Origin of the sequence: Zavarzinia sp. CC-PAN008 (assembly GCF_051903925.1) — a bacterium.
Lineage (GTDB): Bacteria > Pseudomonadota > Alphaproteobacteria > Zavarziniales > Zavarziniaceae.
Map to the genome: position 1 here is coordinate 1,770,738 of NZ_CP173678.1, position 25,742 is coordinate 1,796,479.

The following is a 25,742-nucleotide window of genomic DNA, read 5'->3' on the forward strand; positions in this document are numbered from 1 at the left end:
GCATATCCACTCCGCTCTCCGGCCCCGCAGGCACCGGCTTGCATCTGGCCGCAGCCACCCCTCAACAGGCGATGGCCGGACCGGGGCCGGGGTGCTGGCTACTGCCAATGCCCCTTTGCCCTGCTGCGATATGTAGGGGGTCGGCGGCGCCGCACCAGGGGGGTGGCGTTAACCTTTTGCCGTGGGGGAAGGCTGGGGCCTGGCCGCAGGAACGGGGCCGCTGCTTTCGCGTTCATGAATGGGGACTGCCAACGGAGGCCAGCCATGCTGGTGCGTGAGTTCATGAGCCGGGACGTGCTGATGGCCCGGCCCGACATGCCGATCGTCGAGGCGGCACGCATCATGCGGGACGCGGATGTGGGTTTCCTGCCGGTGTGCGACGACAATCGCCTGGTGGGCACGGTCACGGACCGCGACATCGTCGTACGCTGCCTCGCCGTGGTGGAGGATACCGCCGCCGCCTGCGTGCGCGACGCGATGACGGCCGATATCGTCTTCTGCCTGGAGGACGAGGAGCATCATGTGGCCGCTACCCTGATGGGCCGGATGCAGGTGCGCCGCCTGCCGGTGCTGGACCGGCAGCACCGCCTGGTGGGCATCGTCTCGCTGGGCGATATCGCGGACGGCACCAACGACGATGTCGTCGCCGGCCAGGCCCTTCAGGACATCGCGGAAAAGCCGCCTGTGCCCAAGGTGGAGGCAGCACCGGTGGAGGCGGGCTGATCGCTCGCCCCATCGCGACGGACGTCAGGGAGCGGACGCCGCAGCACCTTTGCACGGCCGCAACACGGCGCGGTCGTTCGCACTCGGATCGGCAGGCCAGGGCGATAGGCGCGACACCCGATACCCGGCCCGGTATAGGGTCAGCAGCATGTGGGAGCTGATTCACCCCGCGGTCGAGGAGATCGAACTGGCGCGCGTCCTGCACGCGCTCAGCGATCCTGAGCGCCTGTCCATCGTCCGCCAGTTGGACCAGGCGGGCGAGCTCCCGCTTCTGCCGGCCGATGGCCGGCGGGGCCTGGGCCAACACCTGCGCATCCTGCGAGAAGCCGGCATCGTCCTCTCCGAACCGGCGGCGACACCGCCCCACCGCCTGCGCTCGGCCGAGCTTGACCGCCGCTTCCCCGGCCTGTTGCGGGCGATCCTCAGCGTCCCGCTCTCCGGCAGCCGCCCGCGCCCCGCCGGCTGACCAACGCTTCCGCAACCTCTTGCGCGGCACCGGCCGGTGCCGCTAGGTTCGGATCCGGTGGTGCTGCCGCAAGGCAGTGAAAAGGGAACGCAGTGCGGCTCACGTTCAGAAGGACGTGGACCAATCCTGTGGCTGTACCCGCAACTGTAGGTGGGGAGCGTTCGTCGAACGATGCCACTGGGCCCAAAGGGCCTGGGAAGGCGCGGCGAACGTGACGATCCACAAGCCAGGAGACCTGCCACCAACGTCGCCCATCTTCCGGCCGGGCCTAGCCGGGGGAGCGGATCACCGTCGTGGCGACCCGATGGAGGGGTTTGTCATGGCGGTCACCGTACCGGCAGTCGTTGAACCTTGCGTGCGTGCAACCTGGTTGCGCGCGGCGCCGATCTGCGTGCCGTCCTGGCGCGCCCCTCTGGATTCCGCTGCGGACCCCGTCCGCATGGCCAGGGGCATTCTTCAATGGCTTCCAGAACTGGGCTCGTCGCGAGCCTGGCAATCCTTGTCGCGGCGACCGGTCCCGTCCAGGCCGGACCCGATGCAGCAGTGCGGGGCGAGGTAGGACCGCTCTCCCCCCGTCCCGACGCAACCGCAAGCTCCGGCCAAAGCGCCGTGGACCCGCGTGCCGTGTCACCAGGCGCCGATGCGCCCATGGTCCTGCCCAGCCTCAGCGTGCAGGCCAGCGCCGCAAGCCGCACCGACCTGGAGCCGCGGGCAATCGGCAGCGCCTACACCCAGGTCGACCTGCAGCAGATCCGCGCGGGCCAGATGGTCTCTGCCCGCGAGGCGCTGCTCGAAGTGCCTGGCGTCGCCATCAATGCGGAGCGGCCGGGCGAATATACCAGCGTGTCGATCCGCGGGTCCGACACCGACCAGGTGCTGGTCCTGCTGGACGGGATCGAGCTTGGCGACCCCAGTGCCACGTCGACCCAGTTCCAGTTCGATCACCTGACCACGCTGGACATCGACCGGATCGAGGTCCTGCGCGGCAACCAGTCCTCGCTCTATGGCTCGGACGCCATTGGTGGCGTCATCAACATCCTGACCCAGCGCGCGACCGAGGATGGAATCCGCCTGAACCTGGAAGGGGAGGGTGGTTCCTATGGCCACAAGCGGGGCGGGGGCTCGCTCCTGGGCAGGCAGGGACCCGTGGACTTCCGCTTCACTTTTCACGGCCAGTCGGTCGACGGCCCGTCCCAGGCCAAGCCGGTGCGTGGTCCGTCGGTGGAGGACGATCCAAGCTGGCAGTACGGCTTCAGCGGCAGGCTCGGCGTCCAGGTCCTGCCCAACCTCTATGTCGAGGCGCTGGGCTTCCAGACCCTTACCGACCACCACTATGACAATACGGGCCAGGATGGCTTCGACACGGTCGACAAGGACGAGGATGCGATGGCCTTTCGCGCCACGCACACGGCCTGGGACGGGCGCTGGACCAACCAGCTGCTGTTCAGCACCTATCATGCCGAACGCCGCTACTTCGCCGGGTACACGCGGCCGGATGGCGATGTCTATGACGGAACCAAGCGAAACATCAACTTCATCACGCGGCTGAAGCCGCTGGACATCGTTTCGGTCGCTGCCGGCTTCGACCTGGAGCGGGAGGAGACGACCCAGGTCACGAATTTCTCCGGCGACTTCGTGGCGGGGATCGACACGCATTCGGGCTTTGGCGAGATCGCGGTCGAGCCGGTACGCGACCTGACCCTGACGGCTGCCCTGCGCCACGATTCCAACAGCCGGTTTGGCGGCTTCGACACCTGGCGCGGCACCGTCGCCTATTTCGTCGAGAACGTGGCCCCGGACGCCGACCTGAAGCTGCGCGCGTCCTATGGCACGGGGGCCAAGGCGCCGGGCCTGTACCAGCTGTTCGACCCGCTGTACGGCAATGAGCGCCTGACGGTGGAGGAGAGCCGGGGCTGGGACGTCGGCGTCGATGCCTGGTGGCGCGACATGGCCCTGGAACTCACCTGGTTTCAGACGGACGTCACGAACGAGATCGACTTCGACTTCGCCCAGGGCGGCTACATCCAGCGTGGCGAGACAGAGACCAGCGGAGTGGAGCTGGGGTTCACCGCGGCACCAACGCCGTGGCTGATGCTGCGCCAGACCTATACCTACCTGCTGGCCGACGACGTGCAGCTTGCGCGAACGCTGGGCCGCCCGCGCCATGTCGGCGCCACGACCGTCACGGTCCTGCCGCTGACGGACCTGAGCCTGAGCGCGCGGGTGCGCTACCGCTCGTTCAACGCGTCGAGCTCGGGCGGGCGCACGGACGGCTTCGCGACGGTCGACCTGCTGGCGAGCTACCGCCTCGACGACCAGTGGGAGGTCTATGGCCGGGTCGTGAACCTGTTCGACCAGGACTACCAGCTGACCTACGGCTACCAGCCCTATCCGCTCACCGCCTATCTGGGCCTGCGCACGTCGCTGGGCCTGGGCGGGCTTGAAGGCCTGTTCGGAGGATGACGCGCGTGACCCATGAACACGTCGCTGAACACCGCGTCGTCCGCAACGCGGATGGCCGGATCACCGAGGACGTCTGGCCGCTGTCGCTGGACCCGGCCGTGCTGGAGCGGTTCTTCCGCACCCTGTTCGGGGAGCACCATGACAAGGTGACGTTCGGTCCCCTGATCCAGGGCGGCGCCTATGAACTGCGCTGCCCCGGCGCGCCGCAGCGGATCACCGTGACCGATGGCTACCTGACGGTGCACTGGGGCCGCTTTGGCCATTTCCACCTGTGCATCGGACCCAACCTGGGTCCGGCTTCCAATCCCACGCCGCCGGAACTGATCGCCCAGCGGCGGCCGTCGCGCGCCGAGATGTTCCGTGGCCGCGACCGGCGGGAGGCGCCCGTGACCTGGGGCTTCCGCATGGAGAACGGGCACGGCGAACAGCAGATCACGCTGTTCTTCCCCAACCCCTTCATCACCGACGAGGACGGCGTTGCGGATGCCCCCGACTGGCCCCGCCTCGCCCTCTGGCACCGGACGCTGCGCGACTTTGCGGGGGTCGAGCCCGACGGGCTGGACCAGACCAGCCTGGGCTTCAAGTGACTGACATTTCTACACAAGGAGATAAGACGATGAGCCTGACCAACCTGTCGAGCAGCCCGCGGACCCATGTCTGGCTGTGGGTCGCCCTGATGGCAGGGGCAAGCGTTGCCTTCAGCCTCAGCCTGGCCTGTGCCGCCCCGCTGGCCGCCCTGGCGACGCTTGCGGCGCTGAACCTGCGCGGCAGCGACGCCCTCATGCTGACCCTTGCTGCATGGGCGGCCAACCAAGCGGTGGGCTATGGCCTGCTGGGCTACCCCACCGATGCGACGAGCTTTGCCTGGGGCGCATTGATCGGCCTTGCGGCGCTTGCCGCCCTGACGGCCGCGCGCCTGTGCCTGGGCCTGGCCCATCGCCTCGGCATCGTGGTCGGCGGGGCTTTCGCCTTCGTCGCGGCCTTCGCCGCGTTCGAGGCACCGCTGTTCGTCGCCGACCTGGGCCTGGGCCATGGCGGTGCGGCCTTCACGCCTGAGACGATCTGGTTGGTGTTCCAGATCAATGCGCTGGCGCTGGCGGGCCTGGCGCTGGTCCATGCACTTGCCCGGCGGCTGGGCCTGCCGGGCTTCGCGGCGCCCCCGGTTCAGGCAACTTGAGCATGAGGGTCGGCGGGGAGGGATCCCTTTCCGCCGACCATCCGCCGAAGCGCCTGCTCAGAACGGCATGATGATGTCGTAGACCTGCTGGCCGTAGCGGGGCTGCTGCACGTCGGTGATCTGGCCGCGGCCGCCGTAGGAGATGCGGGCCTCCGCGATCTGGGTGTGCTGGATCGTGTTGGCGGAGGAGATGTCCTCCGGCCGGACCACGCCCGCGATCTGAAGCTCGCGCACCTCAAAGTTCACGCGAACCTCCTGGCTGCCCTGGATCACCATGTTGCCATTGGGCAGGACCTGGTTGACGACGGCGGCGACGGTCAGCTTCACCGCTTCCTTGCGGTCGACGGTGCCCGTGCCGGTGTTGGAGGTGGTGCTGCCGACATCGACCACGCCGGGCAGCGGATTGCCAGGCAGGGCGCGGCCCACGATCGTCTCCAGGCCAAAGAACTTGTTCAGGTTGGCGCCTTCGGAATTGTCGCGGGTGCGGGTCGTCGTGTTGTCGATCTGGGCTTCGTCCGCGATGTCGATGTTGACAGTCAGGATGTCGCCCACCCGGGCGGCGCGCTGGTCGCGGAAGAAGGTGCGGGCCCCCTGGCGCCACAGGCTGTTGGCCTGGCGCACTTCGGGTTGCGGCGTCGGCATCGGCATGGCGACGGGCTGGTAGTTGGCCTGGGTCGTGGGATTGACGATCGGCGTGAGCGCCGGCGCCTGGCCCACGTTCTCCAGCCGGTCGAGGGTGTTGCAGGCGCCGAGCGAGGCCAGGCCCAGGAGCAGGACGGTGCGGGAAGCGATGCGGGTGGCGGACATGGCGGGGGATCCCTGGTACGCGGGTCGGAAGGTCAATTGATGATGTTGGCGGCGATGACGACCTCGACCCGGTCGGGTCCCGTCACCTTGCCCTGCACGATCTTGTTGCTGCTGGGGTTCTGGATGCGGATCAGGTCGCCCTGGCCGCCGTCCTCCATCGCCTTGCCGGTGGCGGTCAGCGTCATGGCGGCGGCCTGGACCACCATCGTCACCAGGCTGCCCTTGGCGATCACCACGGGCCGGCGCAGGTCGTTCGCCGTCAGGGCGACGCCGGGGCGCAGCGGGCGGCGTGCCGCCTGGCCCACGATCTGGCCCGCGTCCAACAGGGCGACACGGCTGACGCGATAGGCCGGCACCTCGACATAGTCGATCTCGGCATCTCCGATCACCTGGCCCATGGCAACGGCCGCGCGCAGCACGGGGAGCTGCGCCACGCGGATGGTGCGGCCGGCGACCGGCACCGCGCGCTCCATCCCCTCCAGCCGGACCTGGGCGACGAAGCGGCCGGTCTGGGCGTCCCAGTCGACGGACTCGACGCTCGCCACCGGCTCGGCGTCGCGCGCGACCTGCAGGGCGGCGCGGTCATTGGCGTTGAACTGGATCTGCCGCACGTCGGCAAGCTCGGCCCCCGCTTCCAGCAGGGCGTCGGCGACGCGGGCCTGCAGCTCGGCCTGGGGTACGGCGCGGCCGCTGCGGGCGACCGTGATCGCGCGGGGCACGGTGCCGTCGATCCCGATCCCGGCCGCCTTGGCCAGGTCCAGGACCTGCTGGCCGCTGAACACGGCCCGACGGCCGGGCTGCGGTGCTGCGCCCACGGCCAGGCTGAGGTCCACGTCCAGGGGGGCGTCGGCGATCAGGTCGGCCAAGGTCACCATGGGGGCGTCGACCTCCACACTGGCACGCAGGGTGGCGGCGTCGGCAAGGCCCGGCAGCAGCAGGGCCACGGCAAGGGCGGCAAGGGATGCGCGCATGGCTATGTCTCCTCTGCCTGGCTCAGCGCAGCTGCGTCGTGGTCTGCAGCATCTGGTCCGAGGTGGTGATCACCTTGGAATTCATCTCGTAGGCGCGCTGCGCCTGGATCAGCTGGGTGATTTCCTGGACGGGATTCACGTTCGAGGTCTCCAGGTAGCCCTGGAGCACGGTGCCGATGCCGTCCGTACCGGGCGTGCCCGTCGTCGCGGGGCCCGAGGACGGCGTCTCCAGCAGCAGGTTGTCGCCGATCGACTCCAGCCCGCCTTCATTGAAGAAGGTCGCCAGGTCGAGCTGGCCCACCACCTGCGGGGCGACCTGGCCCTGCAGCTTGACCGAGACCTCGCCGGTCGCGTTGATGCTGACGGCGGTGGCGTTCTGCGGGATCACGACGCCGGGCAGGACCTGGTAGCCATCGGGCGTCACCAGCTGGCCCGTCTCCGACACCTGGAACGCGCCGGAGCGGGTATAGGCCTCGTCCCCGCTGGGCAGCTGCACGCGGAAGAAGCCATTGCCCTGGATCGCCAGGTCGTAGGTGTTCTCGGTCAGGGCCAGGTTGCCCTGCTCGTTGATGCGGTAGACCGAGCCGGTGCGCACGCCCAGGCCCACCTGCACGCCCGAGGGCAGGATCGTGCCGGCGTCGGACGAGGCCGAGCCCACCCGGCGCGAAGCCTGGTAGAGCAGGTCCTGGAACTCCGCCCGCGACCGCTTGAAGCCGGTCGTGCTCATGTTCGCGATGTTGTTCGAGATGACTTCGACATTGAGCTGCTGGGCCAGCATGCCCGTCGCCGCGATGCTCAGAGAACGCATGGTCTACTGTCCTTCTCAGGCGGTGGTGACGCGGCCCAGCCGCTCGACGGAAGAGCGCTGCAGCTCGGCCTGGTCCTGCATCAGGCGCGTCACGGATTCGTAGGAACGGCTGATCTCGATCATCCGGGTCATCTCGACCACCGGATTGACGTTGGACCCTTCGATCATCCCCTGGGCGATGCGGACGTCGCGGGTCACTTCGGGCACCACGCCCTCTGGCGCCTCCAGCAGCGAGCCGCCGCGCAGCAGCAGCGCCTGCTCGTTCTGGAAGCGGACGACCTGCAGCCGGCCGACCGGATTGGCGCCGACCGAGATCGAGCCGTCGGCTGCGACCGTGATCGGGCCGCCGCGCGGGTCCAGCGTGATCGGCTGTCCGGTCGCGTCCAGGACGGGATCGCCGCCGCGCGTCACCAGGCGGCCCGTCGCGTCGATCGTCAGGTGGCCGTCGCGGGTATAGCGGTCGCCCTCCGCCGTCTGGACCACGAAGTAGCCGGAGCCGTTGATGGCGAAGTCGAGCGGCCCGCCGGTGGGCTGGAACTCGCCCTCGGCCGTGTCGCGGGCCGTGCCGATGTCGGTCACGAAGGCAGCGTCGCCGAACGGGCTGTTGACGTCCTCCAGGTATTCCTGGAACACCGACTGCTCGCCCTTGAACCCGGTCGTGTTCATGTTCGCGATGTTGTTCGCGACCACGTCCAACTGCCGCCTCAGCGCCATCTGGTTGGACAGGCCCACGTACAGGGTATTCTGCATCTGCCTTCGGCTCCCGTGGCCATCTGCGCTTCTGCGCCGGCCTGCCCACCCTTAAGCACGGACCGTGCCACAACGGATGCCGGACCTAAGTCATTGGAATCGCGGATTGGTGGGGAGCAGGCCCTGACGCGTGCTGCGGATCCTGCCGGGTGCGGTTAAGGGCGACCCGGCAGATTTTGCCGATCTCAACGCGTTGTTAACGAAGATCGCCGAGTCTCAGCCCATGGCATCCAAGGCAAAAGCGGAAGGCGCAGCGGACGGTGACGCCCCCAAGAAGGGCGGCAAGAAGAAGCTGCTGCTGATCCTGGCCCCGGTCGTGCTGCTGCTGGGCGGCGGGGCGGGCGCCTATCTCACCGGCATGCTGGATCCGCTGCTGGGGGTCGAGCATGCTGAAGGCGCGGATGCCGGCCATGGCGGGGAGGGCGACCACGCGGCGGCGGAAGAGGACCATGCCGAGGCGGAGCCGACCGAATTCTATGACCTGCCCGAGATGCTGGTGAACCTGTCGTCCACGGGCAATCGCGTCGCCTACCTGAAGATCAAGGTGGCGCTGGAATACAAGGAACCGGAAGCGAAGGCCAAGCTGGAACAATTGAGCCCGCGCGTGGTCGATAACTTCCAGACCTATCTGCGCGAGCTGCGGGCCGACGACATCCAGGGGTCGGCCGGCATGTTTCGCCTGAAGGAAGAGTTGCTGGCGCGTGTCAACCTTGCGGTGAAGCCGGTCAAGGTGACCGACGTCCTGTTCAAGGAAGTGCTGGTCCAGTAGGGAGTAGCGGTCGTGGCCGATCCCAACGACGAACAGGCAATGGCGGACGAATGGGCCGCCATGGCCGAAGGCGACGACGGCGCAGACGCCGCCGGCTGGGGCCTCGACGCGGCCGATCCGGCCAATGGCGGCCGCGTCCTGAACCAGGACGAGATCGACAGCCTGCTGGGCTTTGACGCAGCCGGCGGCAAGAACGCGGACAAGTCGGGCATCCGCGCGATCATCAATTCGGCGCTGGTCTCCTATGGCCGCCTGCCGATGCTGGAGATCGTGTTCGACCGCCTGGTCCGCATGATGTCGACGAGCCTGCGCAACTTCACGTCCGACAATGTCGAAGTCAGCCTGGACAATATTTCGTCGATCCGCTTCGGCGAATACCTGAACTCGATTCCCCTGCCGGCGATCCTGGCCGTGTTCCGGGCCGAGGAATGGGACAATTACGGCCTGTTGATGGTCGAGTCGAACCTGATCTATTCGATCGTCGACGTGCTGCTGGGTGGGCGCAAGGGCACCCACGCCATGCGCATCGAGGGCCGGCCCTATACGACGATCGAGCGCAACCTGGTCGAGCGCATGATCGAGGTAGTGCTGAAGGACATGAAGAATGCCTTCGAGCCGCTGACCCCGGTCGACTTCACCTTTGACCGGCTGGAGGTCAATCCCCGCTTCGCCACCATCGCGCGCGAGGCGAATGCCGCGATCCTGGTCAAGCTGCGCATCGACATGGAGGACCGCGGCGGCCGGCTGGAGCTGATCCTGCCCTATGCCACGATCGAGCCGGTGCGCGAGCTGCTGCTCCAGATGTTCATGGGCGAGAAGTTCGGCCGCGACACGATCTGGGAAAGCCATCTGGCAACCGAACTGTGGCAGACGGAAGTGCAGATCGACGCCGTGCTGGACGAACTGACCATGCCGCTGGGCGAGGTCATGACCCTGAAGGTGGGGCAGACGATCATGCTGAACTCGGGGCCTGACGCCTCGGTCGAGCTGCGCTGCGGCGGCATCCCGATGCTGCGGGGCAAGATGGGCCGCATCGGTCCCTCGATCGCGGTCAAGGTCGACCAGAACATCCGGCGCGCCAAGGTGACGTCATGACGATCGGCTTGCTTGTCGAACTGCTCGTCGCCCTGCTGCTGATCGCGACGATCTATTATTGCTGGCGCCTGAACCAGCGCCTGGCGCTGCTGCGCGCCGACCATAGCGAGCTGAACACGGTGATCGCCGAGCTGGGCGCGGCGACGGCGCGCGCCGAGCGCGGCCTGGCGGAGCTGCGCCAGGCGGCGGAGGCGGTGGGCACGCGGCTAAACACGCAGGTCGTCCAGGCCCGCGCCCTGGCCGACGAACTGACCATCATCACCGAGGCGGGCCACAACCTGGCCGAGCGGTTGAGCTCGCGCCTGACCGGCACCAGCCGGCCAGTGGAGCGCCCGGCCGACCGGCCCGGCGAGCTGCGCGCCGAGCCCCGCGCGGAGGCACGGGCCGAGCCGCGCGCCGCCGAGAAGGCCCGTCCCGCGGCCGAGCCCGAGGGCGACGCCGAACGCAATCCCCTGTTGCGCGTCCTGCGCGAGGTTCGCTGAACATGGCCAAGCTGATGCTGGACCAGGTCCGTCTCCTGCCCGCCGTCCTGGTGGGCTCCGTCCTGCTGCTGGGCATCAAGGTCGGCGACCTTGTGCAGGGCGCCCAGGGCCTTTATGGCAGCCAGCCGGCCTATGCCGCGGCGGCCAGTCCACCGGCCGCGGCGCCTGCCACGCCCGCTCCGGCCGAGCCCAACCATGACAGCCCCGCCGCTGCCCCGGTGGAGGCCGCCGCGCCGCCGCCACCGGCGCCGCTGGACCCCACGCAGATGAGCGCGTCCGAGATCCAGCTGCTGCAGGACCTGGGCCGCCGCCGGGCCGAACTCGACCAGCGCGCGGCGGACCTCGACCTGCGCGAGAAGATGCTGGAGGCGGCGGGCCACAATATCGACGAGCGCATCGCAGAGCTGAAGCGCGTCGAGGAATCGATCAAGGGCCTGCTGGGCCAGAGCGACGAGCAGGAGAAGGCGCGCATCGCTTCGCTGGTGAAGACCTATGAGACGATGAAGCCGGCGGATGCCGCGCGCATCTTCAACACGCTGGACATGCCCATCCTGCTGGCCGTGACCCAGCGCATGAAGGAGGCGAAGCTGGCGCCGGTGATGGCCCAGATGGACCCGCTGGTGGCCAACCGCCTGACGGTCGAGCTGGCGACGCATCGCGCCCTGCCGGACAGCGCGGACGCCCTGCCCTTGCCGCCGGCCGCCAACCCGGCCCCCGCTGCGCCAGCCACTGGCACGCCAGCAAGTGCCAATCCGGCGCCAGCCGCGCCCAGCCAGGGCTGAGGCGGACCACCATGGTGCGCGCGGAGCGCCACCGCTAGTCTCAGCAGCCAGGCGGCCGGCCGGCGCAAAACGCGCAGGCGGCGCCTTCGCAACGATCGGGGCCGCACAGAATGGGCGACACGGATCAGGATTTCGAACAGGCCTATGGCAGTGCGGCGGCGCCCGCCACGCCGACGACGCTTGCCCTGTTCATCCTGCTCCTGGCCTTCTTCATCGTGCTCTATTCCGTGGCACTGCGGGACGAGTCGCGGACGCTGGCCACCATGGAGAGCATCGGGCTGACCTTCCGCGAGCAGCGCGCGCCCGATCCGGGCGCCGGCGGCGTGCCCGCGCTGGGGCGAAGCGCCATGCCCGACCGCTTCGGCCAGGCGGTCGCCGCGGCCCTGCCCGAGGCTCGGCTGGAGCCTGAAGTGGGCGGCACGGCCCTGATCGTGCGCGTCCCCGCGCACAGCATTTTCCGGACCGGTGATTCCGCGCTGGCCAGCCGCGCCACCCTGGTCCCCCGCCTGGCGACGCTGATGCAGCAGGCGCCGGGCGACCTGGACGGGATCGAGATCCAGGCCGGTGCGGAGCCGGGTGGGCCCGACCTTGCGCTGACGCGGGCCGCCGTCCTGGCCCAGACCCTGGCCGCGGCGGGCGAGCCTGCCGACCGCCTGGCGATCACCCGGTCGACGGCCCAGCCGGCTACCCTGGTCCTGCGCTTCGTCGCGGGCCAGGCGACGCAACCGCGCTAGGCCCCGCCATGGGCGATTCCCGCCAGGACCCGGTCGTGTTCGACGCGCTCGATCCCCTGCTCGATCCGGCCGAGCCCGTGCGTTCGACCTGGCTGATCAGCTTCTCCGACCTGATCTGCCTGGTCCTGTGCATGTTCATCATGATGTACGCGACGGTGCGCCTGCCCCAGGAACGCTGGCAGGCGATCGTCGGCGCGGTGGCGGAGAAGCCGATCGAGGGGGCGCCGCCGCGCGATGCCAGCGCCATCTTCCGTCAGGTGGAACCACGCGCCGTGGCGCTGCGCTACCTGGCGCCGGTGATCGCCAGCAAGCTGGGCAGCGACCCGGTCCTGTCCGGCACGCTGCTGTTCCGGGGCGTCGACCGCCTGGTCCTGCAGGTGCCGCAGGACCTGCTGTTCACGCCGGGCAGCACCGATCTCAGCCCGGCCGCGGACGCCGTGATCGCGGCCCTGATGGACCTGGTCCGCCTGTCCGGCAACCGGGTGGAGGTCGCGGGCTATGCCGGGCTGGCCCCGGCCCTGGGTGCCGAGGCGCAGGCGACGGCCTGGACCCTGTCGCTGGCCCGGGCCGAGGCGGCCGCCGCGGCGCTGGAACAGGCCGGCCTTGGGCACAAGGTGACGGCGCGCGGCTATGGCGCCGCGCGCGTCGACCAACTGGCGCCCAGCCTGCCCCAGGCGGAGCGGGAGCGCCTGACGCGCCGCATCGACCTGGTGATCCGCGAGGAGGGCTGGCCCGATGCCGCGCCCTGACCGCGCGCTGCGCCGGCTGCTGCTGGCGCTGCTGCTGCTCCTGGCCGCGGCGTCGCCCAGCCTGGCCGAAGTGGTGCAGACCCGTGCCGGCCGTCATCCCACCTTCGGCCGCATGGTGTTCGAGTACGAGCGCGCCGTGACGCTTGCCACCCGGTTGGAGGGCGATCGCCTGGTGCTGACCTTTGGCCGTCCGATGGAAGGCGGCCTGGGTGTCATGTCCTCGATGCTGCCGGCCTATGTCGGGGGGCTGGCGTTGAGCCCTGACAAGCAGGTCCTGACGATCACGCTGAAGCGGCCGGTGACGCTCCGCACGGAGCGCTATGACGGCACCGTCGTGGTCGACCTGATGGACGCGCCAGCGGGTGCCACTTTCGCCGCGACGTCCCCTGCCGCCGCTCCTGCCGCCACGCCTGCCGCCACGCCTGCCGCAACACCCGCCACGGCGCCCGTCGCGGCACCCGTGGTCGCTCCGGCACCGCCCCGACCGCGGCCGCCGGCCCCCGCGGCCGCCCCTGCCACGCCGGTGGCCGAGGTGCCGCCCCAGCCAGTGGCGGACGTGCCGGCCCAGGCGGTGACAGCCGAGCCGCCCCAGGCCGCCCCCGCGGCAGGCGGGGCGCCACCAGTCCCGGCGGCGGAGGCGCCGCCCCTGGTAGCCGCCCAGGACGCGCCGCCGGCACCGCTGGTGGGCCTGGCGACGCCGCTGGCCGTGGCCCCCCAGCCGGCGGCGGTCGTCGTCGGCCTGGATGGCGAGGCGGGCTGGCCGCGCCTGATCTTTCCCTGGCCCATTCCGGTGGGGGCCGCCGTGTTCCAACGTGATGACCGCGTCTGGATCGCCTTCTCCGCCCCGGGGGCGATGGACCTGAAGGCCCTGTGGGACAGCCCGCTGCTCAGCGACGCGACCGCGATGCCGGCTGGCGCGGGGACGATCGTCGGCGTGCGGCTGCGCGACCCGCTGCGCGCCGTGGTCCGCCGCGACGGCAATACCTGGACCGTCGACATGCAGCGCCGCGACCAGCCGCCGGAACGTGCGATCCCGCTGGGCAGCGAAGGCGACGTGATGCAGATCGCGCTCCAGGGCCGGGGTGCGCCCATCGACTGGACCGATCCCGAGGTGGGCGACCAGCTGGCCATCGTGCCCCTGGACGAGCCGGGCACCGGCGTTGCGGGGGCCCGCCGCTTCAGCCAGTTCGCGATCCTGCCCAGCGCGCAGGGCCTGGTCATCTCCCGTCTCGCCGACGGGATCGAGGTCAGCGCCACCCCCTATGGCATCGCGATCACCGCCGATGGCGGCCTGGCCCTGTCGGGGACCGCGCCGGCACCGGCCGCCGCGCCCCCGTCGCCGCCTCCGCTGGCCGAGCTTCCGCCGCCGCCAGCGCCCGCCCCGGCCGTGGAGCCCGCCCATGCGCCGGCCGCGGTGGCGGTGCAGCCCGCATCGCCACCCCCGGCGCCACCCCCGGCGGCGCCGCTGCCGCCTGAACCGGCCGCCGCGCCGCCGCCCGTGGAGGCGGGCCTGCCGCCGGTCAACCCGCCGTCCCTGGTCCCGCCGGAGCCGGCAGCGCCCGCGCCGCCGCCGGTGGCCGCACTGCCGCCGCCCGTCCCGCCGCCGGTTCGTCCCGTTGCGGTCGTGAACCTGGAGCGCTGGGGCCGGGGCGAGGTGCCGAACGTCGAGGAGGAGCGCCGCCAGCGCATGCGCGACATCGCCCAGGCGCGCGAATCCAGCCGCAACCGGATGCGCGTGGCGCTGGGCAAGTACCTCGTCGCGCATGGCCTGGCGGCGGAGGCGCTGGGCGCGCTGGGCGTCGCCGCGACCGAGGATCCGGAGGTGCTGAACGATGCCACCGTGCGCGCCGCCCGGGGCCTGGCCCTGGCGCAGATGGGCCGGGCGGAGGAGGCGCTCCGCGACCTGTCGGATCCGTCGATTGCGGGCGACCCGCATGCTGCCCTGTGGCGCGGCATGATCGCCCTGGCGCAGCGGGACTGGCCCAAGGCCGCCCAGGAACTGGCTACTGGCCGCGACGTCGCCGACCAGTATGACGAGCCCTGGCCCTCGCGCTTCGCCCTGGCCGAGGCGGAGGCCGCCCTGGAGACCGGCAATGCCGAGGAGGCGGCCCAGGCCCTGAGCACGGTCGACGTGGGCCCCACGTCACCCCGCCTGATCCAGGCGGAGGAGGCCTACCTGTCCGGCCGCCTGGCCGAGATGCGGGGCCAGGCGGAGGAGGCGGCGGAGGCCTATGGCCGGGCCATCGCCCTGGACGTCACGCCGGTGCGGGTGCGGGCCGAGATGGCGCGCATCGAGCTGGGGCTGGCCAAGGGCACGGTCACGCGGCCCGACGCCATCGCCCGCCTGGACCGCCTGCGCTTTGCCTGGCGCGGCGACGGCTTCGAGCTGAAGGTGCTGACCCGCCTGGGCCGCCTGCAGATGGAAGATGGCGACTGGCGCGGCGGCTTCCAGACCTACAAGCAGGCGATCGCCGCTTTCCCCGACACGCCCATGGCGGGGGAGATGGCGCAGGCCATGGCCGACGAGTTCAAGGCGCTGTTCCTGGGCGGCAAGGCGGACCAGATGTCGCCCGTGGCGGCGCTGGGCCTTTACTACGACTATCGCGAACTGACGCCCCTGGGGTCGGAGGGGGACGAGATGATCCGTCGCCTGGCCGACCGCCTGGTCGCGGTCGAGCTGTTCGACCGTGCCGCGGAACTGCTGCAGCATCAGGTGCGCTATCGCCTCAGCGGCACGGCCAAGGCGCAGATCGCCGCCCGCCTGGCCCTGGTCCAGCTGCTCGACGGCAAGGCCGATGCCGCGCTGCAGACCCTGGCCGAATCGGACCAGCCGCTGCTGCCGGAGGGTCTGGAGCGCCAGCGCCGGCAGTTGAAGGCGCGCGCGCTGGCCGATCTGCGCCGCGCGGACGAGGCGCTGGCCCTGCTGGTCGGCGATGCCGATGGCGAAAGCACGCGGCTGGCGGCGGAGATCGCCTGGGGGGCATCCAACTGGCGGCAGGCAGCCGCTTCGGGCGAGCAGGCGCTGGGCAACCGGCATGCCCAGGATGCCCCGCTGACCGACGCGGAGCGCGGCCAGGTCCTGCGCCTGGCCACCGCCCTGGCCCTGGCCGGCGACGCAGCGGGCCTGGCCCGGGTCAAGGCGAACTATGGAACGATGATGCAGAACGGCGCCGGGGCCGATGGCTTTACCGTCATCACCCAGGCGATCGACCCGACCCAAGTCGCCACGCGCGACCTGGCGCCGGCCATCGCCGGGGTGCCCAGCCTCGAATCATTCATGGCCGGCTACCGCGAGCGCCTCCAGGACGGGGCCCTGTCGGCCATCAACTGATGCAGGGGCCCGGGCGACCCCAACCCCTTGCCGGACCGGGCGCTCAGGGCTGCAGGCGATAGCCGCCCGCTTCGGTGATGAGGAGGGAGGCGTTGGAGGGGTCGATCTCGATCTTCTGGCGCAGACGATAGATGTGCGTCTCCAGCGTATGGGTCGACACGCCTGCCTTGTAGCCCCAGACCTCGTTCAGCAGGGTCTCGCGCCCCACGACCTTCTCCCCCGCGCGATAGAGGAACTTCAGGATCGAGGTTTCCTTCTCGGTCAGGCGGACCTTCCGCTTGCCGTCGTCGGCGCTCAGCAGCTTGGACCCGGGGCGGAAGGTATAGGGGCCGATGCGGAACTCCGCGTCCTCGCTCGATTCATGCTGGCGCAGATGGGCACGCAGGCGGGCCAGCAGAACGCCGAAGCGGAACGGCTTGGTGATGTAGTCGTTGGCGCCGGATTCAAGGCCCAGGATGGTATCGGCGTCGCTGTCATGGCCGGTCAGCATGATGATCGGCGCCGTGATGCCGTTGCGCCGCATCATGCGGCACACCTCGCGCCCGTCGAGATCGGGCAGGCCCACGTCCAGCAGGATCAGGTCGAAGCGGCCATGGCGCGCGGCGTCCAGGCCGGCCGCGCCGGTTTCGACCTCCACCGCCTCGAACTCCTCCAGCAGGTTGAGCTGTTCGCTCAGCGCCTGGCGCAGCGCGGAATCGTCGTCCACCAGGAGCAAGCGCTTGGTCGGAACCATGTGAACCCTGTCTCTTGTCTCTTCTGCCCGGCCGCAAACCAGTCCGCGACAATACAAGGGACGCCTGCCGATGCGTAGTGCGGCGTGGCAGAGCCGGGCGTCCCGCACTATTGTCCGCGCCATGACAGCGCAGAACCCCCGGGCCCGGCTGGATGCGGCCCTGGCCAGCCCGCAATTGGAGGTCGACCGTGCCGTGGCCGACCTGCGTCGCGGCCTGGCCGTCGCGATCGAGGACGGCGCCACCATCGTCCTGGCCCAGGCATCCGAATTCTGCACGGGCGAGGATCTGGCCCAGCTGCGCGCCTGGTCAGGGGGCGAGGCCGTGCTGGCCCTGACCGCACGGCGGGCGGGCGTCCTCAACATCAATCCCTCTGGCAGCGATCCTTTGCTGATTCGGCTGGGCGGGCTGGAGGCATCCGACATCCAGGACCTGGCCGACCCGACCCGCGACCTGTCGCACCCGATGCGCGGGCCGTTCCGCAAGTCGACGCGCCTTGCCGGGCCCGCGGAGCAGTCGGCGATCCGCCTGCTGAAGCTGGCCCGCCTGCTGCCCAGCGCCGTGCTGGCGCCGGTGGGTGCCCTGGACGGCGCGCTGGCGCGGGTTGCGCGGGTGACGGCGGCGGCGGTCGACGCCTATCCCGACACCTCGGCGACGGGCCTGCGGATCGTTGCGGACGCCCGCGTGCCCCTGGCCGATGCCGAGCACACGCGCCTGATCGCCTTCCGGCCCGACGATGGGGGGCCCGAGCATTTCGCGATCCTGATCGGCGACCCGCCGCGTTCGAGCCCGGTCCTGGCCCGCATCCATTCGGAATGCTTCACTGGCGATCTTCTCGGCTCGCTCAAGTGTGATTGCGGCGACCAGTTGCGCGGCGCCATCCACGCGATCGCCGAAGCCGGCGGCGGCGTCGTGCTGTACCTGGCGCAGGAGGGCCGCGGCATCGGCCTGATCAGCAAGCTGAAGGCCTATCGCCTGCAGGACCAGGGCTTTGACACGGTCGACGCCAACGAGCGCCTGGGCTTCGAATCGGACGAGCGCGTGTTCCTGCCCGCCGCCCGGATGCTCACGCTGCTGGGCTTTTCCGCGGTCCGCCTGATGACGAACAATCCGGACAAGGTGGCGGGCCTGGATCGCTATGGCATTCCCGTGGTCGAGCGGGTGGCCCATGCCTTTCCGCCCAATGTCCACAATGCGGGCTACCTGGCGACCAAGGCGCGGCGCAGTGGGCATTTGCTGCCGACCGAGGAGGCGCCCGCGGTGCTTTCTGCCGGGCCGGCCAAGGCCAGGGACTGAACGGCATTCAGGAATCCTGCGGTCTTCCGGTCTGGCCCGGCCCTTGCTTGGCAGGGGCATGACCGCGATCGACGCAGCAGCACCGGCGCACAGCCGGCTCCGCCCAGGCAAGGCCGAGGATGGTCTTGCCTCGGCCCCCTATGTTCCGGGCGGCCCGGTGCGTCCGGGCCGGCAGGGCGACGCCGACAGCGCCAGCGGCAGCACCGCCGCACGCGAGCCCGAGCGCGTCCCCTTCCGCCTGCGGCCCGGCAAGCCGGACGAGGACTATCGCACCGGCTACAGCCACCCGGGCGACATGCCCGAGGCCTCGTTCGCCGACTTCCTGGATATCGTGAACCCGCTGCAGCACATCCCCGTGGTCGGCACCCTCTATCGCGAGGTGACGGGCGACACGATCGCGCCGCCCATGCAGGTCGTGGGTGCCGCACTCTATGGCGGTGGCCTGGGCGCACTGGGCGCGATCGCCGACGTCACCCTGACCGAGGCGACGGGCAAGTCGGCCGAGGGGCACGTGATGGCCATGCTGGGCATGGGCGAGGAAACCCCGGCGGCCCCGGCGGACGCCCCCCGCGTGATGGTGGCCGATGCCGGCCCCGCGCGGCCCAAGGCTGATGCCGACGCACCGACGCCGGCCGAAGCACCGCGCCAATCCGCTGGCCGGGCCAAGGCCGATGCCGACACGCCGCCCGTGCCGGTCGCGTCCGATCCGGCGCCCCTTGCCTCTGCCCGGCCCAAGCCGGATGCCGCGGATGCCGCCATTCCCTCCCTGTCGGCCAATGCCTTCGACAGCCTGTTGACCGGCTTTGGCAAGGAAACCGCGGCGGCCCCGGCACGGCAGCAGGCCCTTCAGGCCCCGACCCCGGTCGAGAGCCGGCCCGCCCAGGTGCCGGTCGCCAACCTGGCCACGCCCTCGCCGTTGCAGGCATTGCAGGCCGCGGCCGAGCAGCGCACGGCGCCGACCGCCGCCAGCGGCACGACCGCCGGGGAGGGTGGCCGCAACTGGTTCCCGGCCTTTCCCGCCGGCGGTGCCCGGCCGACTCGCCCCGTGGCACCGAGCCCGGCCATGGCCGGCGCCAGTGGCAGCGTGACGCCGCTTCCGCCAGCGGCTTCCGCCGCGGCGGTCGCTGCCACTCCGGCGTCCTCCGCGACCTCGCCTTTGGCCCCGACCCCCGCGCCGTCCGGCGCTGCACCCATCGTGCCGCAGGCCCCGGGCGCCATCGCCTATGACCGGGCGCTGTTGCTGATGCAGCAGTCCATGGACAAGTATCAGGCCCTGCGCAGCACACCGACGCTGCCGTCGCCTTGAGAGGAGAGGCCGTGGATCTGAGGGTTGCGGGCCAGGAACTGGCCTGCGCCGCCGGTCGCTTCCGCTGCGCCATCGGGCGCGGCGGCTTCGTCGTGGACAAGCGGGAAGGGGATGGGGGCACACCCGTCGGCACGTTCGCGCTGCGGCGCCTGTGCTATCGCGCCGACCGCCTGGCCATGCCGTCGACGCGGCTGGAGGTGCGCGCGATCCGGCCGGACGACGGCTGGTGCGACGATCCCGCAAGTCCCGCCTACAACCGTCCTGTCCGCCTGCCGTTCGCCGCCTCGCACGAGGAGATGTGGCGGGACGACCATGTCTATGACCTGGTCGTCGTCCTGGGCCACAACGACGACCCGCCCGTGCCCGGCGCCGGCAGCGCCATCTTCATGCACCTGGCACGTGCCGACTACGCGCCCACGGCCGGTTGCGTCGCCCTGGCCCTGCCCGACCTGCTCCAGGTCCTGGCGGTCTGCGGGCCAGAGGCAACGATCACGCTGGGTCCATAGGACCTCAGCCCTTGGGCGCGACCTTCTCGACCGGGCCGCCATGCTCGCGCCAAGCGCCGAAGCCGCCTTCGATGTGGGCAACCTTGGGCAGCCCCATGTCCTGCGCCGTCTTGGCCGAAAGGGCCGAGCGCAGGCCGCCCGCGCAGAAGAAGACGAAGCGCTTGTCCTCCTGGAAGACCGGCTTGGCATAGGGGCTTTCCGGGTCAATCCAGAATTCCAGCATGCCGCGCGGGCAATGGAAGGCGCCGGGGATCTTGCCCTCCCGCTCCAGTTCGCGCGGGTCGCGCAGGTCGACCAGGACCGTATCCTGCTGCCCATGGAGCTTCAGCGCCTCGTCGATGGGCACTGTCACGATCTCGGCATTGGCTTCCGCCAGCAAGGCCTTGTAGCCCTTCTTCATCGCCATGGTGTCTCCTCCTGTTTCTGGTTCAGCGGCGTCTTCCGGTTCAGGTACGATGGCCGAAGATCGCACTGCCGACGCGGACATGCGTGGCGCCCTCCGCGATGGCGGTCTCGAAGTCGCCGCTCATGCCCATGCTCAGCGTCGTCAGGCCAAGCTGTTCCGCCAGCGTGCGCAGCAGCGCGAAGTGGGGGGCGGGGTCCTGGTCGGCGGGCGGGATGCACATCAGGCCCTGAACCGTCAGACCCAGGGCGCGGGCCTGTTCCACCAGGCCGGCAGTTTCGGCGGGAGCGCAACCGGCCTTCTGTTCCTCAAGCCCCGTATTGACCTGGACCAGGACGGGCGGGCGGCGCCCCGCCTGGTCCATCGCGCGGGCCAGCGCCTGGGCCAGCTTCGGACGGTCAAGCGTCTCGATCACGTCGAACAGGGCGACGGCGTCGGCCGCCTTGTTGGTCTGCAGCGGACCGATCAGGTGCAGCACGATATCGGGATGGGCGGCCTTCAGCGCCGGCCACTTGCCTTGCGCCTCCTGCACGCGGTTCTCGCCGAAGACGCGCTGGCCCTGCGCCAGGGCCTGCTCCATCACTTCCGCCCCATAGGTCTTGCTGACCGCGACCAGGGTGGCGGCGCCGTGTGGGCGTGCCGCCGCAGCCTCGGCGGCGGCGATGCGGGCGCGGACCTGGGCGAGGCCCGGCAGGGCGGTGGCGGACAAGGCTGATGCGGTATCGTGCGTCATGGAGGCTGAAACCCTAGTCGCGGCCACGCGCAAGCTCAACGCCAGGCGGCGCAGGTCAGGCGTGCCGCCGCTGGTCCTGGTCACGGATGCGCGGCGCCTGCCCGATCCGCTGCGGGCAATCGCCCGCCTGCCACGCGGCAGCGCCGTGCTGGTGCGCGACTACGACGCGCCGCAGCGGGCGGCGCTGGCGCGCCATCTGGCCCGGGCCGGGCGGGCGCGCGGGCTGATCGTCCTGGTCGCCGGGGACCGGCGGCTGGCCCGGGACGTCGGCGCCGACGGCGTGCACCTGCCGGAATTCCAGGTCGGGCGGCGCACCGGCACGGGGCGCTGGCGGTCCGGTACGCTGCTGACTGCGGCGGCCCATTCCGCGGCGGCCCTGGCCCGGGCACGGGTCCGCGGCGTCGATGCCGTGCTGCTGTCGCCCGTCTTTCCCACCGCCAGCCATCCCGGCGCGCCAGCCCTGGGCCTGCACCGCTTCCGCGCCCTGGTCCGGTCGGCCGGCCTGCCGGTCATCGCCCTGGGCGGGGTCGAGGCCGCAACCGCACGGGCGGCGCTGCGGGCCGGGGCGGCTGGCCTGGCCGGCATCGGCGTGTTCGGCCGATGACGACTTGCGCCCATACGATTAGGGGGCTAATAATTAGCGACCTAATCGTATGGGCTCCGACGTGATAGACCTCGAGCTGCGCGACACCCCTGCCTTGGCCATCCTGAAGCGGCGACCCGACCTGGCGGCGCGGATCGCGCCGGCCGACCTGGCGGCGGCGCAGGACGTACTGCGGGTGGCGAAGTTGCTGCTGGGTTCGTTCGCGGAAGCCTTTGCCCTGCATGGCCTGTCGCCGGGCCGCTATGCCCTGCTGATGGCCCTGCATGGGCGGGGCGATGGCATGGCACCGTCGGACCTGGCCGATCGCCTGGGCGTCACCCGTGCGACGATCACGGGGCTGATCGCGGGCCTGGTTCGCGAGGGGCTCGTCCACTACCTCGCCGCGGAGGAGACGGACCGCCGGCGCAAGGCGGTCGGCCTCACGCTGCGGGGGACCGCGCTGCTGGACCAGGTCGTGCCGGAGATCTTTGGCCAGATGGCCGACCTGCTGGCGCCCCTGTCGGCCACCGAGCGCACCACCCTGCTGACCCTGCTGCACAAGGTCGAAGGCCATATCGCCTGTCCGTCGCTGTCGGGCGCGGAGGATTGATGCCATGCATGCCGCCGCCCTGGACGCTCCGCTGCCATCGTACCGCCCCTGGATAGGGGCCGGCCTCGTGCTGCTGGCCTATTCGTTGGCCGGCAACTGGCTGGTCCTGCCCGGCTATCGCCGCTTCCTTGAAGGCGGTGGGTCGGCGGGTCATGGCGCGTCGGACCTGGCCCTGATCTGGGGCGCGACGCGGACGATCCTGTGGATGCTGTCCTTTCACCTTGGGGCGCTGTTCCTGGCCTATGGCGCTCTGGCGGCGCAGGGCCCGGCGGTGCGGCGCTTCCGGCGCCTGTTCGTTGCGGGCGGCGCCCTGTGGCTGGCCCTGTGGGCGATACCCCACCTGCCGGGGCCCTATACCGCGCTGTTCGCCGGCGTCGGGACCGTGATCCTGCTCCTGACGGTTGCGGCCTTCCTGGGGGCTGCCAGCCATGCGCGCCGGGACGCCGGGGTGCTGGCGCCCAGGGGCGAGCCGTGGCTGATCGCGGCGATGTTCTTCTTTGCACTGGCGACCTGGGACGTCTGCGGGCTGGGCAGCGTGGGGCGCATTCTGCGTCCCGCAGATGAATTGCGCGCGGCCAGCCAGGACCTTGTCGTGACCCAGGCGACCAAGCTGCTCGTCGAACTGGCGCTGGCCTGGACGCTGCTGGCCGTCGCGATCCTGCGGCGGTCCCGCGCGGCCTGAGGGCGGCGTGTCGGTGCGCACAGGAGCGCTGTCACATTCTGTGGCAGAGTGCGCCCGCACCAAGAACCAGAACACGAGTGGGACATGATCAAAGCAACCGCGATTGCCCTGGCCGCGCTGGCCTGCCTGGCGAGCCCCGTCCTGGCGGACGAGGTCGAGGACACGATCCGCCAGGCGCTGGAGGCCTATGGCCAGAACAACCTGTCCCAGGCCAAGCAGTCGCTGGACTATGCCTCGCAGCTGATCGCGCAACAGAACGCGGCCAAGCTGAGCGCCCTGCTGCCGGCCCCGCTGGACGGCTGGGAGGGGGCGGACGCCACGACCGAGGCGGCCGGCATGGCGATGTTCGGCGGCGGCGTCCAGGCCCAACGCCAGTACACGAAGGGCGAGGACACGATCACCGTCACGATCATCGCCGACTCGCCCCTGATGGCCCAGATGATGCCCATGCTCACCAACCCGCAGATGGCGGCGATGATGGGCAAGGTGACCAAGGTCAAGGGCCAGATCGGCCTGCAGGAGCAGAGCGGCAAGCTGACCACCGTGATCGCCAACCGCTTCATGCTGACCGTCGAAGGCGGCAGCAGCGATGCCGACCGCATGGCCTTCGCCGAAGCGGTCAATTTCGAAGGTCTGGCCGGGCTTTAGGGACCAGCGCGGAGCGCGGCACGCCGCGCGCTCCCAGGAAGGCACCGCTCATCGCCGCTTGCGCGGGGATGAGCGGCTGGGGAACAGGGCGAAACGACTACAGGCCGTCCTTCACGCTGGCCTGGGTGACCTCGTAGCCCGCCTCGGCCGGGATGCAGAGGAACTGCTCGCCGTCGATCGTGCGCATTTCGGGCAGGACGGTGACGATGGGCGTGGAACTGGCGGTGCGCACCGCCTCGTCCACGCTGGCGCAGCGGCCCAGCTTCCACAGATTCTGCCGGGTGGGAAAGATCACCGTGCGGCGCTTGGCCTTGGCATCGTCAAGGGCGGCCTGCGGCGTGATCCACAGGCCGTCGACCGATTCCTCGCCATCGTGCAACAGGACATGGTCGTGCGGCGCCACGGCCAGGTAGAAGTGGGTGTCGAAGCGCTTCGGCATCATGGTCGGCGTGATCCAGTGCGCGAACGGCACCAGCAGGTCCACCGCCAGGTTCAGGTCCTCGGCCTCCAGCAGGTCCATGATCCCGCATTCGCCCTTCGCCAGGCGCGGCCGCCAGGTATCGTCGAAGGCGTCGAGGCGGCTGGCAGCGATCAGCTGCGCCTCGCCTGCCGGACGTGCCAGCAGGACGCCGCATTCCTCGAACGCCTCGCGGATCGCGGCGACCCGCATGGCAAAGGTCGTGTCGTCCAGGTGACTGCCCTCGGGCGCGCGGGCGCGCAGGCGGGGGTCGCTGTCGGTCTTGTCGATCTTGCCGCCCGGAAAGACCAGCGCGCCGGAGGCGAAGTCGATCTGGTGGTGGCGCTGGACCATGAACACTTCCAGCCCCTGGGCCCCGTCGCGCAGCAGCAGGACGGTCGCGGCCGGCATCAGGCCCCTGGGGTCACTCTTGGGCGGGGCTGCGTTGTCGGTCTGGCTCATGTCTCCTCCTCGTTCTTGTTGTCGTTTCTCAGTCGTGCATGGGCGGGATTGGGCTGGGGCCCAGCGGCGTCGCCCCGGCAATCGCGCCACCCGTGTGCCCAGGCCGGGCGAGGCGCGAGACGGCGCGTGCGATCATGCGGCCGCTGGTCCGGGCATGGATGGGGGTGCGCGCATGCGCCGGGTCGGCACTGGCGGGGTCCACCACCTCCGCCACCACGTCGCCCTCGGTGATGCTGTCGCCGGGCCTGCGATGCCAGACGAGCACGCCCGGCGCCGGCACGATCAGCCGGTCCATGCCGGAGAGCGGCGTGGCCTGGGCCAGCAGCGGCGGCAGCGCGCCGGGATCCCCCGCGATCACCCCGCGCCGCATCAGGAAGCGCAGCAGCGCGTCGGCATCGGCCTGCGCCACCGGGTCCGCGATATCGGCCTGGCCACGATACTCGATGGTCGCGGACTGGCAGGCAAAGGGAATGGGCCTGTCGGGGAACCTCTTGGCCAGCGCGATGAACAGGCAGCCGATCGTCTCGTCGAACGGATGTTCGGGCGAGGCTTCGTCCAGATAGACCGCTTCGGCCCCGATGGTGCGGGCCAGGTCCTCCAGCGCCGGCCAGACGCCGGGATCGCAGAACAGGTGCAGCAGCGCCTCGAGGTCGCAGTGCAGGTCCAGGCAGATGTCGGCATCGCAGGCAAGCGTGACCAGCGCATGGCGCAGGACGGCGGCCTCGTGCGCGGGCTTCAGTTCGGCCAGGGCGGCGCGCACGGCAGCGCGGATCAGGGCGACGTTCGCCGCCCCGTCGTCGGTCAATTGGGGCCCGACCCGCTGCGCCACGGCGTCGATCGTGAAGGGGAAATGGCGGTTGAAGTTGGTCCGGGAATCGAGGTCGTAGCGCCCCATCTGCCCCCCATGCACGGCCTGGCCCAGGCCGATCGGGTTGGCAAAGGGAACGATCACGATGCGCCCCAGGATCGCTTCGGGCGGCAGCGCGTCCAGCCGGCGCAGCAGGTGGTGGAGCACCAGCACGCCGGGCAGCTCGTCGGCGTGCATCGCCGCCTGGAGATAGACCTTGGGCCCCGTGCCATCGGCGCCATAGCTATGGACGACCAGGTGCCGCGCCGTGCCGGGGCTGGTCGCTGCGAGGGGCAGGGTGCTGGTCCGTCTTGTCATCCTGCCGCTCCACCGTCACCGGGCGGCTGCTTCCGCCGGGTCTTCGTTTGTGG

General features: G+C 70.6%; 28 protein-coding genes and 1 riboswitch. Of the genes, 19 read left to right on the top strand and 9 right to left on the bottom strand.

Features of this window, described 5'->3' with window-relative positions:
- The first annotated feature begins 264 nt into the window (after window positions 1-264).
- From ACI6GS_RS08285 to ACI6GS_RS08305, 5 genes are all read left to right on the top strand, one after another.
- Window positions 265-723 (top strand): CBS domain-containing protein, encoded by a 459-nt coding sequence (locus tag ACI6GS_RS08285; protein WP_439817315.1) that lies wholly within the window; start codon window positions 265-267, stop codon window positions 721-723.
- A 148-nt stretch (window positions 724-871) separates the two neighbouring features.
- Window positions 872-1,189 carry an ArsR/SmtB family transcription factor gene (locus ACI6GS_RS08290; RefSeq protein ID WP_439817316.1) on the top strand — a complete coding sequence of 106 codons (318 nt, stop codon included), beginning with the start codon at window positions 872-874 and terminating at the stop codon, window positions 1,187-1,189.
- Window positions 1,190-1,230: 41 nt separating this feature from the next.
- Window positions 1,231-1,446: riboswitch (cobalamin riboswitch) on the top strand.
- A 391-nt stretch (window positions 1,447-1,837) separates the two neighbouring features.
- A complete protein-coding gene (locus ACI6GS_RS08295) occupies window positions 1,838-3,652 on the top strand; it encodes a TonB-dependent receptor domain-containing protein (protein WP_439817317.1) in 1,815 nt (604 codons plus the stop codon).
- A 5-nt stretch (window positions 3,653-3,657) separates the two neighbouring features.
- Entirely contained in the window at window positions 3,658-4,239 is a 582-nt protein-coding gene (locus tag ACI6GS_RS08300) for a DUF7676 family protein (protein WP_439817318.1), read from the top strand.
- Between the two features lie 29 nt (window positions 4,240-4,268).
- A complete protein-coding gene (locus tag ACI6GS_RS08305) occupies window positions 4,269-4,829 on the top strand; it encodes a hypothetical protein (RefSeq protein ID WP_439817319.1) in 561 nt (186 codons plus the stop codon).
- Between the two features lie 57 nt (window positions 4,830-4,886).
- On the opposite strand, the gene flgH is transcribed toward ACI6GS_RS08305, so the two are convergent.
- From flgH to flgF, 4 genes are read right to left on the bottom strand one after another with little or no spacing between them, the layout of a single operon-like run.
- On the bottom strand, window positions 4,887-5,636 hold the full coding sequence (gene flgH, locus ACI6GS_RS08310; RefSeq protein ID WP_439817320.1) for a flagellar basal body L-ring protein FlgH: 750 nt from the start codon (window positions 5,634-5,636) through the stop codon (window positions 4,887-4,889).
- A gap of 32 nt (window positions 5,637-5,668) precedes the next feature.
- Complete coding sequence (gene flgA / locus ACI6GS_RS08315; protein WP_439817321.1) at window positions 5,669-6,607, bottom strand: flagellar basal body P-ring formation chaperone FlgA; 939 nt, start codon at window positions 6,605-6,607, stop codon at window positions 5,669-5,671.
- A 22-nt stretch (window positions 6,608-6,629) separates the two neighbouring features.
- Entirely contained in the window at window positions 6,630-7,415 is a 786-nt protein-coding gene (gene flgG / locus ACI6GS_RS08320) for a flagellar basal-body rod protein FlgG (protein ID WP_439817322.1), read from the bottom strand.
- Window positions 7,416-7,430: 15 nt separating this feature from the next.
- Window positions 7,431-8,165 carry a flagellar basal-body rod protein FlgF gene (flgF, locus tag ACI6GS_RS08325; protein ID WP_439817323.1) on the bottom strand — a complete coding sequence of 245 codons (735 nt, stop codon included), beginning with the start codon at window positions 8,163-8,165 and terminating at the stop codon, window positions 7,431-7,433.
- A 130-nt stretch (window positions 8,166-8,295) separates the two neighbouring features.
- Here flgF and ACI6GS_RS08330 point away from each other — a divergent pair, with 130 nt between their 5' ends.
- The 7 genes from ACI6GS_RS08330 to ACI6GS_RS08360 all read left to right on the top strand — a co-directional run bounded on the left by ACI6GS_RS08330 (window position 8,296) and on the right by ACI6GS_RS08360 (window position 16,107).
- Window positions 8,296-8,934 (top strand): flagellar basal body-associated FliL family protein, encoded by a 639-nt coding sequence (locus ACI6GS_RS08330; protein ID WP_439817324.1) that lies wholly within the window; start codon window positions 8,296-8,298, stop codon window positions 8,932-8,934.
- 12 nt (window positions 8,935-8,946) lie between these two features.
- A complete protein-coding gene (gene fliM, locus ACI6GS_RS08335) occupies window positions 8,947-10,029 on the top strand; it encodes a flagellar motor switch protein FliM (RefSeq protein ID WP_439817325.1) in 1,083 nt (360 codons plus the stop codon).
- Complete coding sequence (locus tag ACI6GS_RS08340) at window positions 10,026-10,511, top strand: DUF6468 domain-containing protein (protein WP_439817326.1); 486 nt, start codon at window positions 10,026-10,028, stop codon at window positions 10,509-10,511. The genes fliM and ACI6GS_RS08340 overlap by 4 nt, the downstream gene beginning before the upstream one ends.
- Window positions 10,512-10,513: 2 nt before the next feature.
- Window positions 10,514-11,293 carry a MotE family protein gene (locus tag ACI6GS_RS08345; protein ID WP_439817327.1) on the top strand — a complete coding sequence of 260 codons (780 nt, stop codon included), beginning with the start codon at window positions 10,514-10,516 and terminating at the stop codon, window positions 11,291-11,293.
- Between the two features lie 110 nt (window positions 11,294-11,403).
- Complete coding sequence (locus tag ACI6GS_RS08350; protein ID WP_439817328.1) at window positions 11,404-12,027, top strand: hypothetical protein; 624 nt, start codon at window positions 11,404-11,406, stop codon at window positions 12,025-12,027.
- Window positions 12,028-12,035: 8 nt separating this feature from the next.
- Complete coding sequence (locus ACI6GS_RS08355) at window positions 12,036-12,776, top strand: OmpA family protein (protein WP_439817329.1); 741 nt, start codon at window positions 12,036-12,038, stop codon at window positions 12,774-12,776.
- Window positions 12,763-16,107, top strand: coding sequence for a hypothetical protein (locus tag ACI6GS_RS08360; RefSeq protein WP_439817330.1), 3,345 nt, complete (start codon window positions 12,763-12,765; stop codon window positions 16,105-16,107). Before ACI6GS_RS08355 ends, ACI6GS_RS08360 begins: the two co-directional genes overlap by 14 nt.
- 43 nt (window positions 16,108-16,150) lie before the next feature.
- On the opposite strand, the gene ACI6GS_RS08365 is transcribed toward ACI6GS_RS08360, so the two are convergent.
- Window positions 16,151-16,840 (bottom strand): response regulator transcription factor, encoded by a 690-nt coding sequence (locus ACI6GS_RS08365; RefSeq protein ID WP_439817331.1) that lies wholly within the window; start codon window positions 16,838-16,840, stop codon window positions 16,151-16,153.
- Between the two features lie 70 nt (window positions 16,841-16,910).
- On the opposite strand from ACI6GS_RS08365, the gene ribA reads away from it, so the two are divergent.
- From ribA to ACI6GS_RS08380, 3 genes are read left to right on the top strand one after another with little or no spacing between them, the layout of a single operon-like run.
- Window positions 16,911-18,134, top strand: a complete 1,224-nt coding sequence (gene ribA / locus ACI6GS_RS08370) for a GTP cyclohydrolase II (protein ID WP_439817332.1) — start codon at window positions 16,911-16,913, stop codon at window positions 18,132-18,134.
- A 58-nt stretch (window positions 18,135-18,192) separates the two neighbouring features.
- Window positions 18,193-19,440: a hypothetical protein gene (locus ACI6GS_RS08375; protein WP_439817333.1), complete on the top strand. Its 1,248-nt coding sequence runs from the start codon at window positions 18,193-18,195 to the stop codon at window positions 19,438-19,440.
- A gap of 11 nt (window positions 19,441-19,451) precedes the next feature.
- Entirely contained in the window at window positions 19,452-19,946 is a 495-nt protein-coding gene (locus ACI6GS_RS08380; protein WP_439817334.1) for a L,D-transpeptidase family protein, read from the top strand.
- Between the two features lie 4 nt (window positions 19,947-19,950).
- On the opposite strand, the gene ACI6GS_RS08385 is transcribed toward ACI6GS_RS08380, so the two are convergent.
- Complete coding sequence (locus ACI6GS_RS08385; RefSeq protein ID WP_439817335.1) at window positions 19,951-20,352, bottom strand: rhodanese-like domain-containing protein; 402 nt, start codon at window positions 20,350-20,352, stop codon at window positions 19,951-19,953.
- Between the two features lie 40 nt (window positions 20,353-20,392).
- Window positions 20,393-21,082, bottom strand: a complete 690-nt coding sequence (locus ACI6GS_RS08390) for a YggS family pyridoxal phosphate-dependent enzyme (RefSeq protein ID WP_439817336.1) — start codon at window positions 21,080-21,082, stop codon at window positions 20,393-20,395.
- Here ACI6GS_RS08390 and ACI6GS_RS08395 point away from each other — a divergent pair.
- From ACI6GS_RS08395 to ACI6GS_RS08410, 4 genes are all read left to right on the top strand, one after another.
- Window positions 21,081-21,686, top strand: a complete 606-nt coding sequence (locus ACI6GS_RS08395) for a thiamine phosphate synthase (RefSeq protein WP_439817337.1) — start codon at window positions 21,081-21,083, stop codon at window positions 21,684-21,686. The two genes, ACI6GS_RS08390 and ACI6GS_RS08395, sit on opposite strands and share 2 nt — an antisense overlap.
- Window positions 21,687-21,747: 61 nt before the next feature.
- A complete protein-coding gene (locus ACI6GS_RS08400) occupies window positions 21,748-22,275 on the top strand; it encodes a MarR family winged helix-turn-helix transcriptional regulator (protein ID WP_439817338.1) in 528 nt (175 codons plus the stop codon).
- A 4-nt stretch (window positions 22,276-22,279) separates the two neighbouring features.
- Window positions 22,280-22,957, top strand: coding sequence for a hypothetical protein (locus ACI6GS_RS08405; protein WP_439817339.1), 678 nt, complete (start codon window positions 22,280-22,282; stop codon window positions 22,955-22,957).
- Window positions 22,958-23,041: 84 nt separating this feature from the next.
- Window positions 23,042-23,605, top strand: a complete 564-nt coding sequence (locus tag ACI6GS_RS08410; RefSeq protein ID WP_439817340.1) for a hypothetical protein — start codon at window positions 23,042-23,044, stop codon at window positions 23,603-23,605.
- Between the two features lie 97 nt (window positions 23,606-23,702).
- Here ACI6GS_RS08410 and ACI6GS_RS08415 read toward each other — a convergent pair whose 3' ends face one another.
- Window positions 23,703-24,524, bottom strand: a complete 822-nt coding sequence (locus ACI6GS_RS08415; RefSeq protein ID WP_439817341.1) for an NUDIX hydrolase — start codon at window positions 24,522-24,524, stop codon at window positions 23,703-23,705.
- Window positions 24,525-24,552: 28 nt separating this feature from the next.
- Window positions 24,553-25,689, bottom strand: a complete 1,137-nt coding sequence (locus ACI6GS_RS08420) for a succinylglutamate desuccinylase/aspartoacylase family protein (protein ID WP_439817342.1) — start codon at window positions 25,687-25,689, stop codon at window positions 24,553-24,555.
- Between the last annotated feature and the right edge of the window lie 53 nt (window positions 25,690-25,742).

Excerpts from the sequence above, each read along its gene's own strand:
- ACI6GS_RS08285 (WP_439817315.1), top strand. The coding sequence starts at position 265 with ATGCTGGTGCGTGAGTTCATGAGCCGGGACGTGCTGATGGCCCGGCCC.
- ACI6GS_RS08290 (WP_439817316.1), top strand. The coding sequence starts at position 872 with ATGTGGGAGCTGATTCACCCCGCGGTCGAGGAGATCGAACTGGCGCGC.
- ACI6GS_RS08295 (WP_439817317.1), top strand. The coding sequence starts at position 1,838 with ATGGTCCTGCCCAGCCTCAGCGTGCAGGCCAGCGCCGCAAGCCGCACC.
- ACI6GS_RS08305 (WP_439817319.1), top strand. The coding sequence starts at position 4,269 with ATGAGCCTGACCAACCTGTCGAGCAGCCCGCGGACCCATGTCTGGCTG.
- flgH (WP_439817320.1), bottom strand. The coding sequence starts at position 5,636 with ATGTCCGCCACCCGCATCGCTTCCCGCACCGTCCTGCTCCTGGGCCTG.
- flgA (WP_439817321.1), bottom strand. The coding sequence starts at position 6,607 with ATGCGCGCATCCCTTGCCGCCCTTGCCGTGGCCCTGCTGCTGCCGGGC.
- flgG (WP_439817322.1), bottom strand. The coding sequence starts at position 7,415 with ATGCGTTCTCTGAGCATCGCGGCGACGGGCATGCTGGCCCAGCAGCTC.
- flgF (WP_439817323.1), bottom strand. The coding sequence starts at position 8,165 with ATGCAGAATACCCTGTACGTGGGCCTGTCCAACCAGATGGCGCTGAGG.
- ACI6GS_RS08340 (WP_439817326.1), top strand. The coding sequence starts at position 10,026 with ATGACGATCGGCTTGCTTGTCGAACTGCTCGTCGCCCTGCTGCTGATC.
- ACI6GS_RS08345 (WP_439817327.1), top strand. The coding sequence starts at position 10,514 with ATGGCCAAGCTGATGCTGGACCAGGTCCGTCTCCTGCCCGCCGTCCTG.
- ACI6GS_RS08350 (WP_439817328.1), top strand. The coding sequence starts at position 11,404 with ATGGGCGACACGGATCAGGATTTCGAACAGGCCTATGGCAGTGCGGCG.
- ACI6GS_RS08355 (WP_439817329.1), top strand. The coding sequence starts at position 12,036 with ATGGGCGATTCCCGCCAGGACCCGGTCGTGTTCGACGCGCTCGATCCC.
- ACI6GS_RS08360 (WP_439817330.1), top strand. The coding sequence starts at position 12,763 with ATGCCGCGCCCTGACCGCGCGCTGCGCCGGCTGCTGCTGGCGCTGCTG.
- ACI6GS_RS08365 (WP_439817331.1), bottom strand. The coding sequence starts at position 16,840 with ATGGTTCCGACCAAGCGCTTGCTCCTGGTGGACGACGATTCCGCGCTG.
- ribA (WP_439817332.1), top strand. The coding sequence starts at position 16,911 with ATGCGTAGTGCGGCGTGGCAGAGCCGGGCGTCCCGCACTATTGTCCGC.
- ACI6GS_RS08375 (WP_439817333.1), top strand. The coding sequence starts at position 18,193 with ATGACCGCGATCGACGCAGCAGCACCGGCGCACAGCCGGCTCCGCCCA.
- ACI6GS_RS08385 (WP_439817335.1), bottom strand. The coding sequence starts at position 20,352 with ATGGCGATGAAGAAGGGCTACAAGGCCTTGCTGGCGGAAGCCAATGCC.
- ACI6GS_RS08395 (WP_439817337.1), top strand. The coding sequence starts at position 21,081 with ATGGAGGCTGAAACCCTAGTCGCGGCCACGCGCAAGCTCAACGCCAGG.
- ACI6GS_RS08390 (WP_439817336.1), bottom strand. The coding sequence starts at position 21,082 with ATGACGCACGATACCGCATCAGCCTTGTCCGCCACCGCCCTGCCGGGC.
- ACI6GS_RS08405 (WP_439817339.1), top strand. The coding sequence starts at position 22,280 with ATGCATGCCGCCGCCCTGGACGCTCCGCTGCCATCGTACCGCCCCTGG.
- ACI6GS_RS08410 (WP_439817340.1), top strand. The coding sequence starts at position 23,042 with ATGATCAAAGCAACCGCGATTGCCCTGGCCGCGCTGGCCTGCCTGGCG.
- ACI6GS_RS08415 (WP_439817341.1), bottom strand. The coding sequence starts at position 24,524 with ATGAGCCAGACCGACAACGCAGCCCCGCCCAAGAGTGACCCCAGGGGC.
- ACI6GS_RS08420 (WP_439817342.1), bottom strand. The coding sequence starts at position 25,689 with ATGACAAGACGGACCAGCACCCTGCCCCTCGCAGCGACCAGCCCCGGC.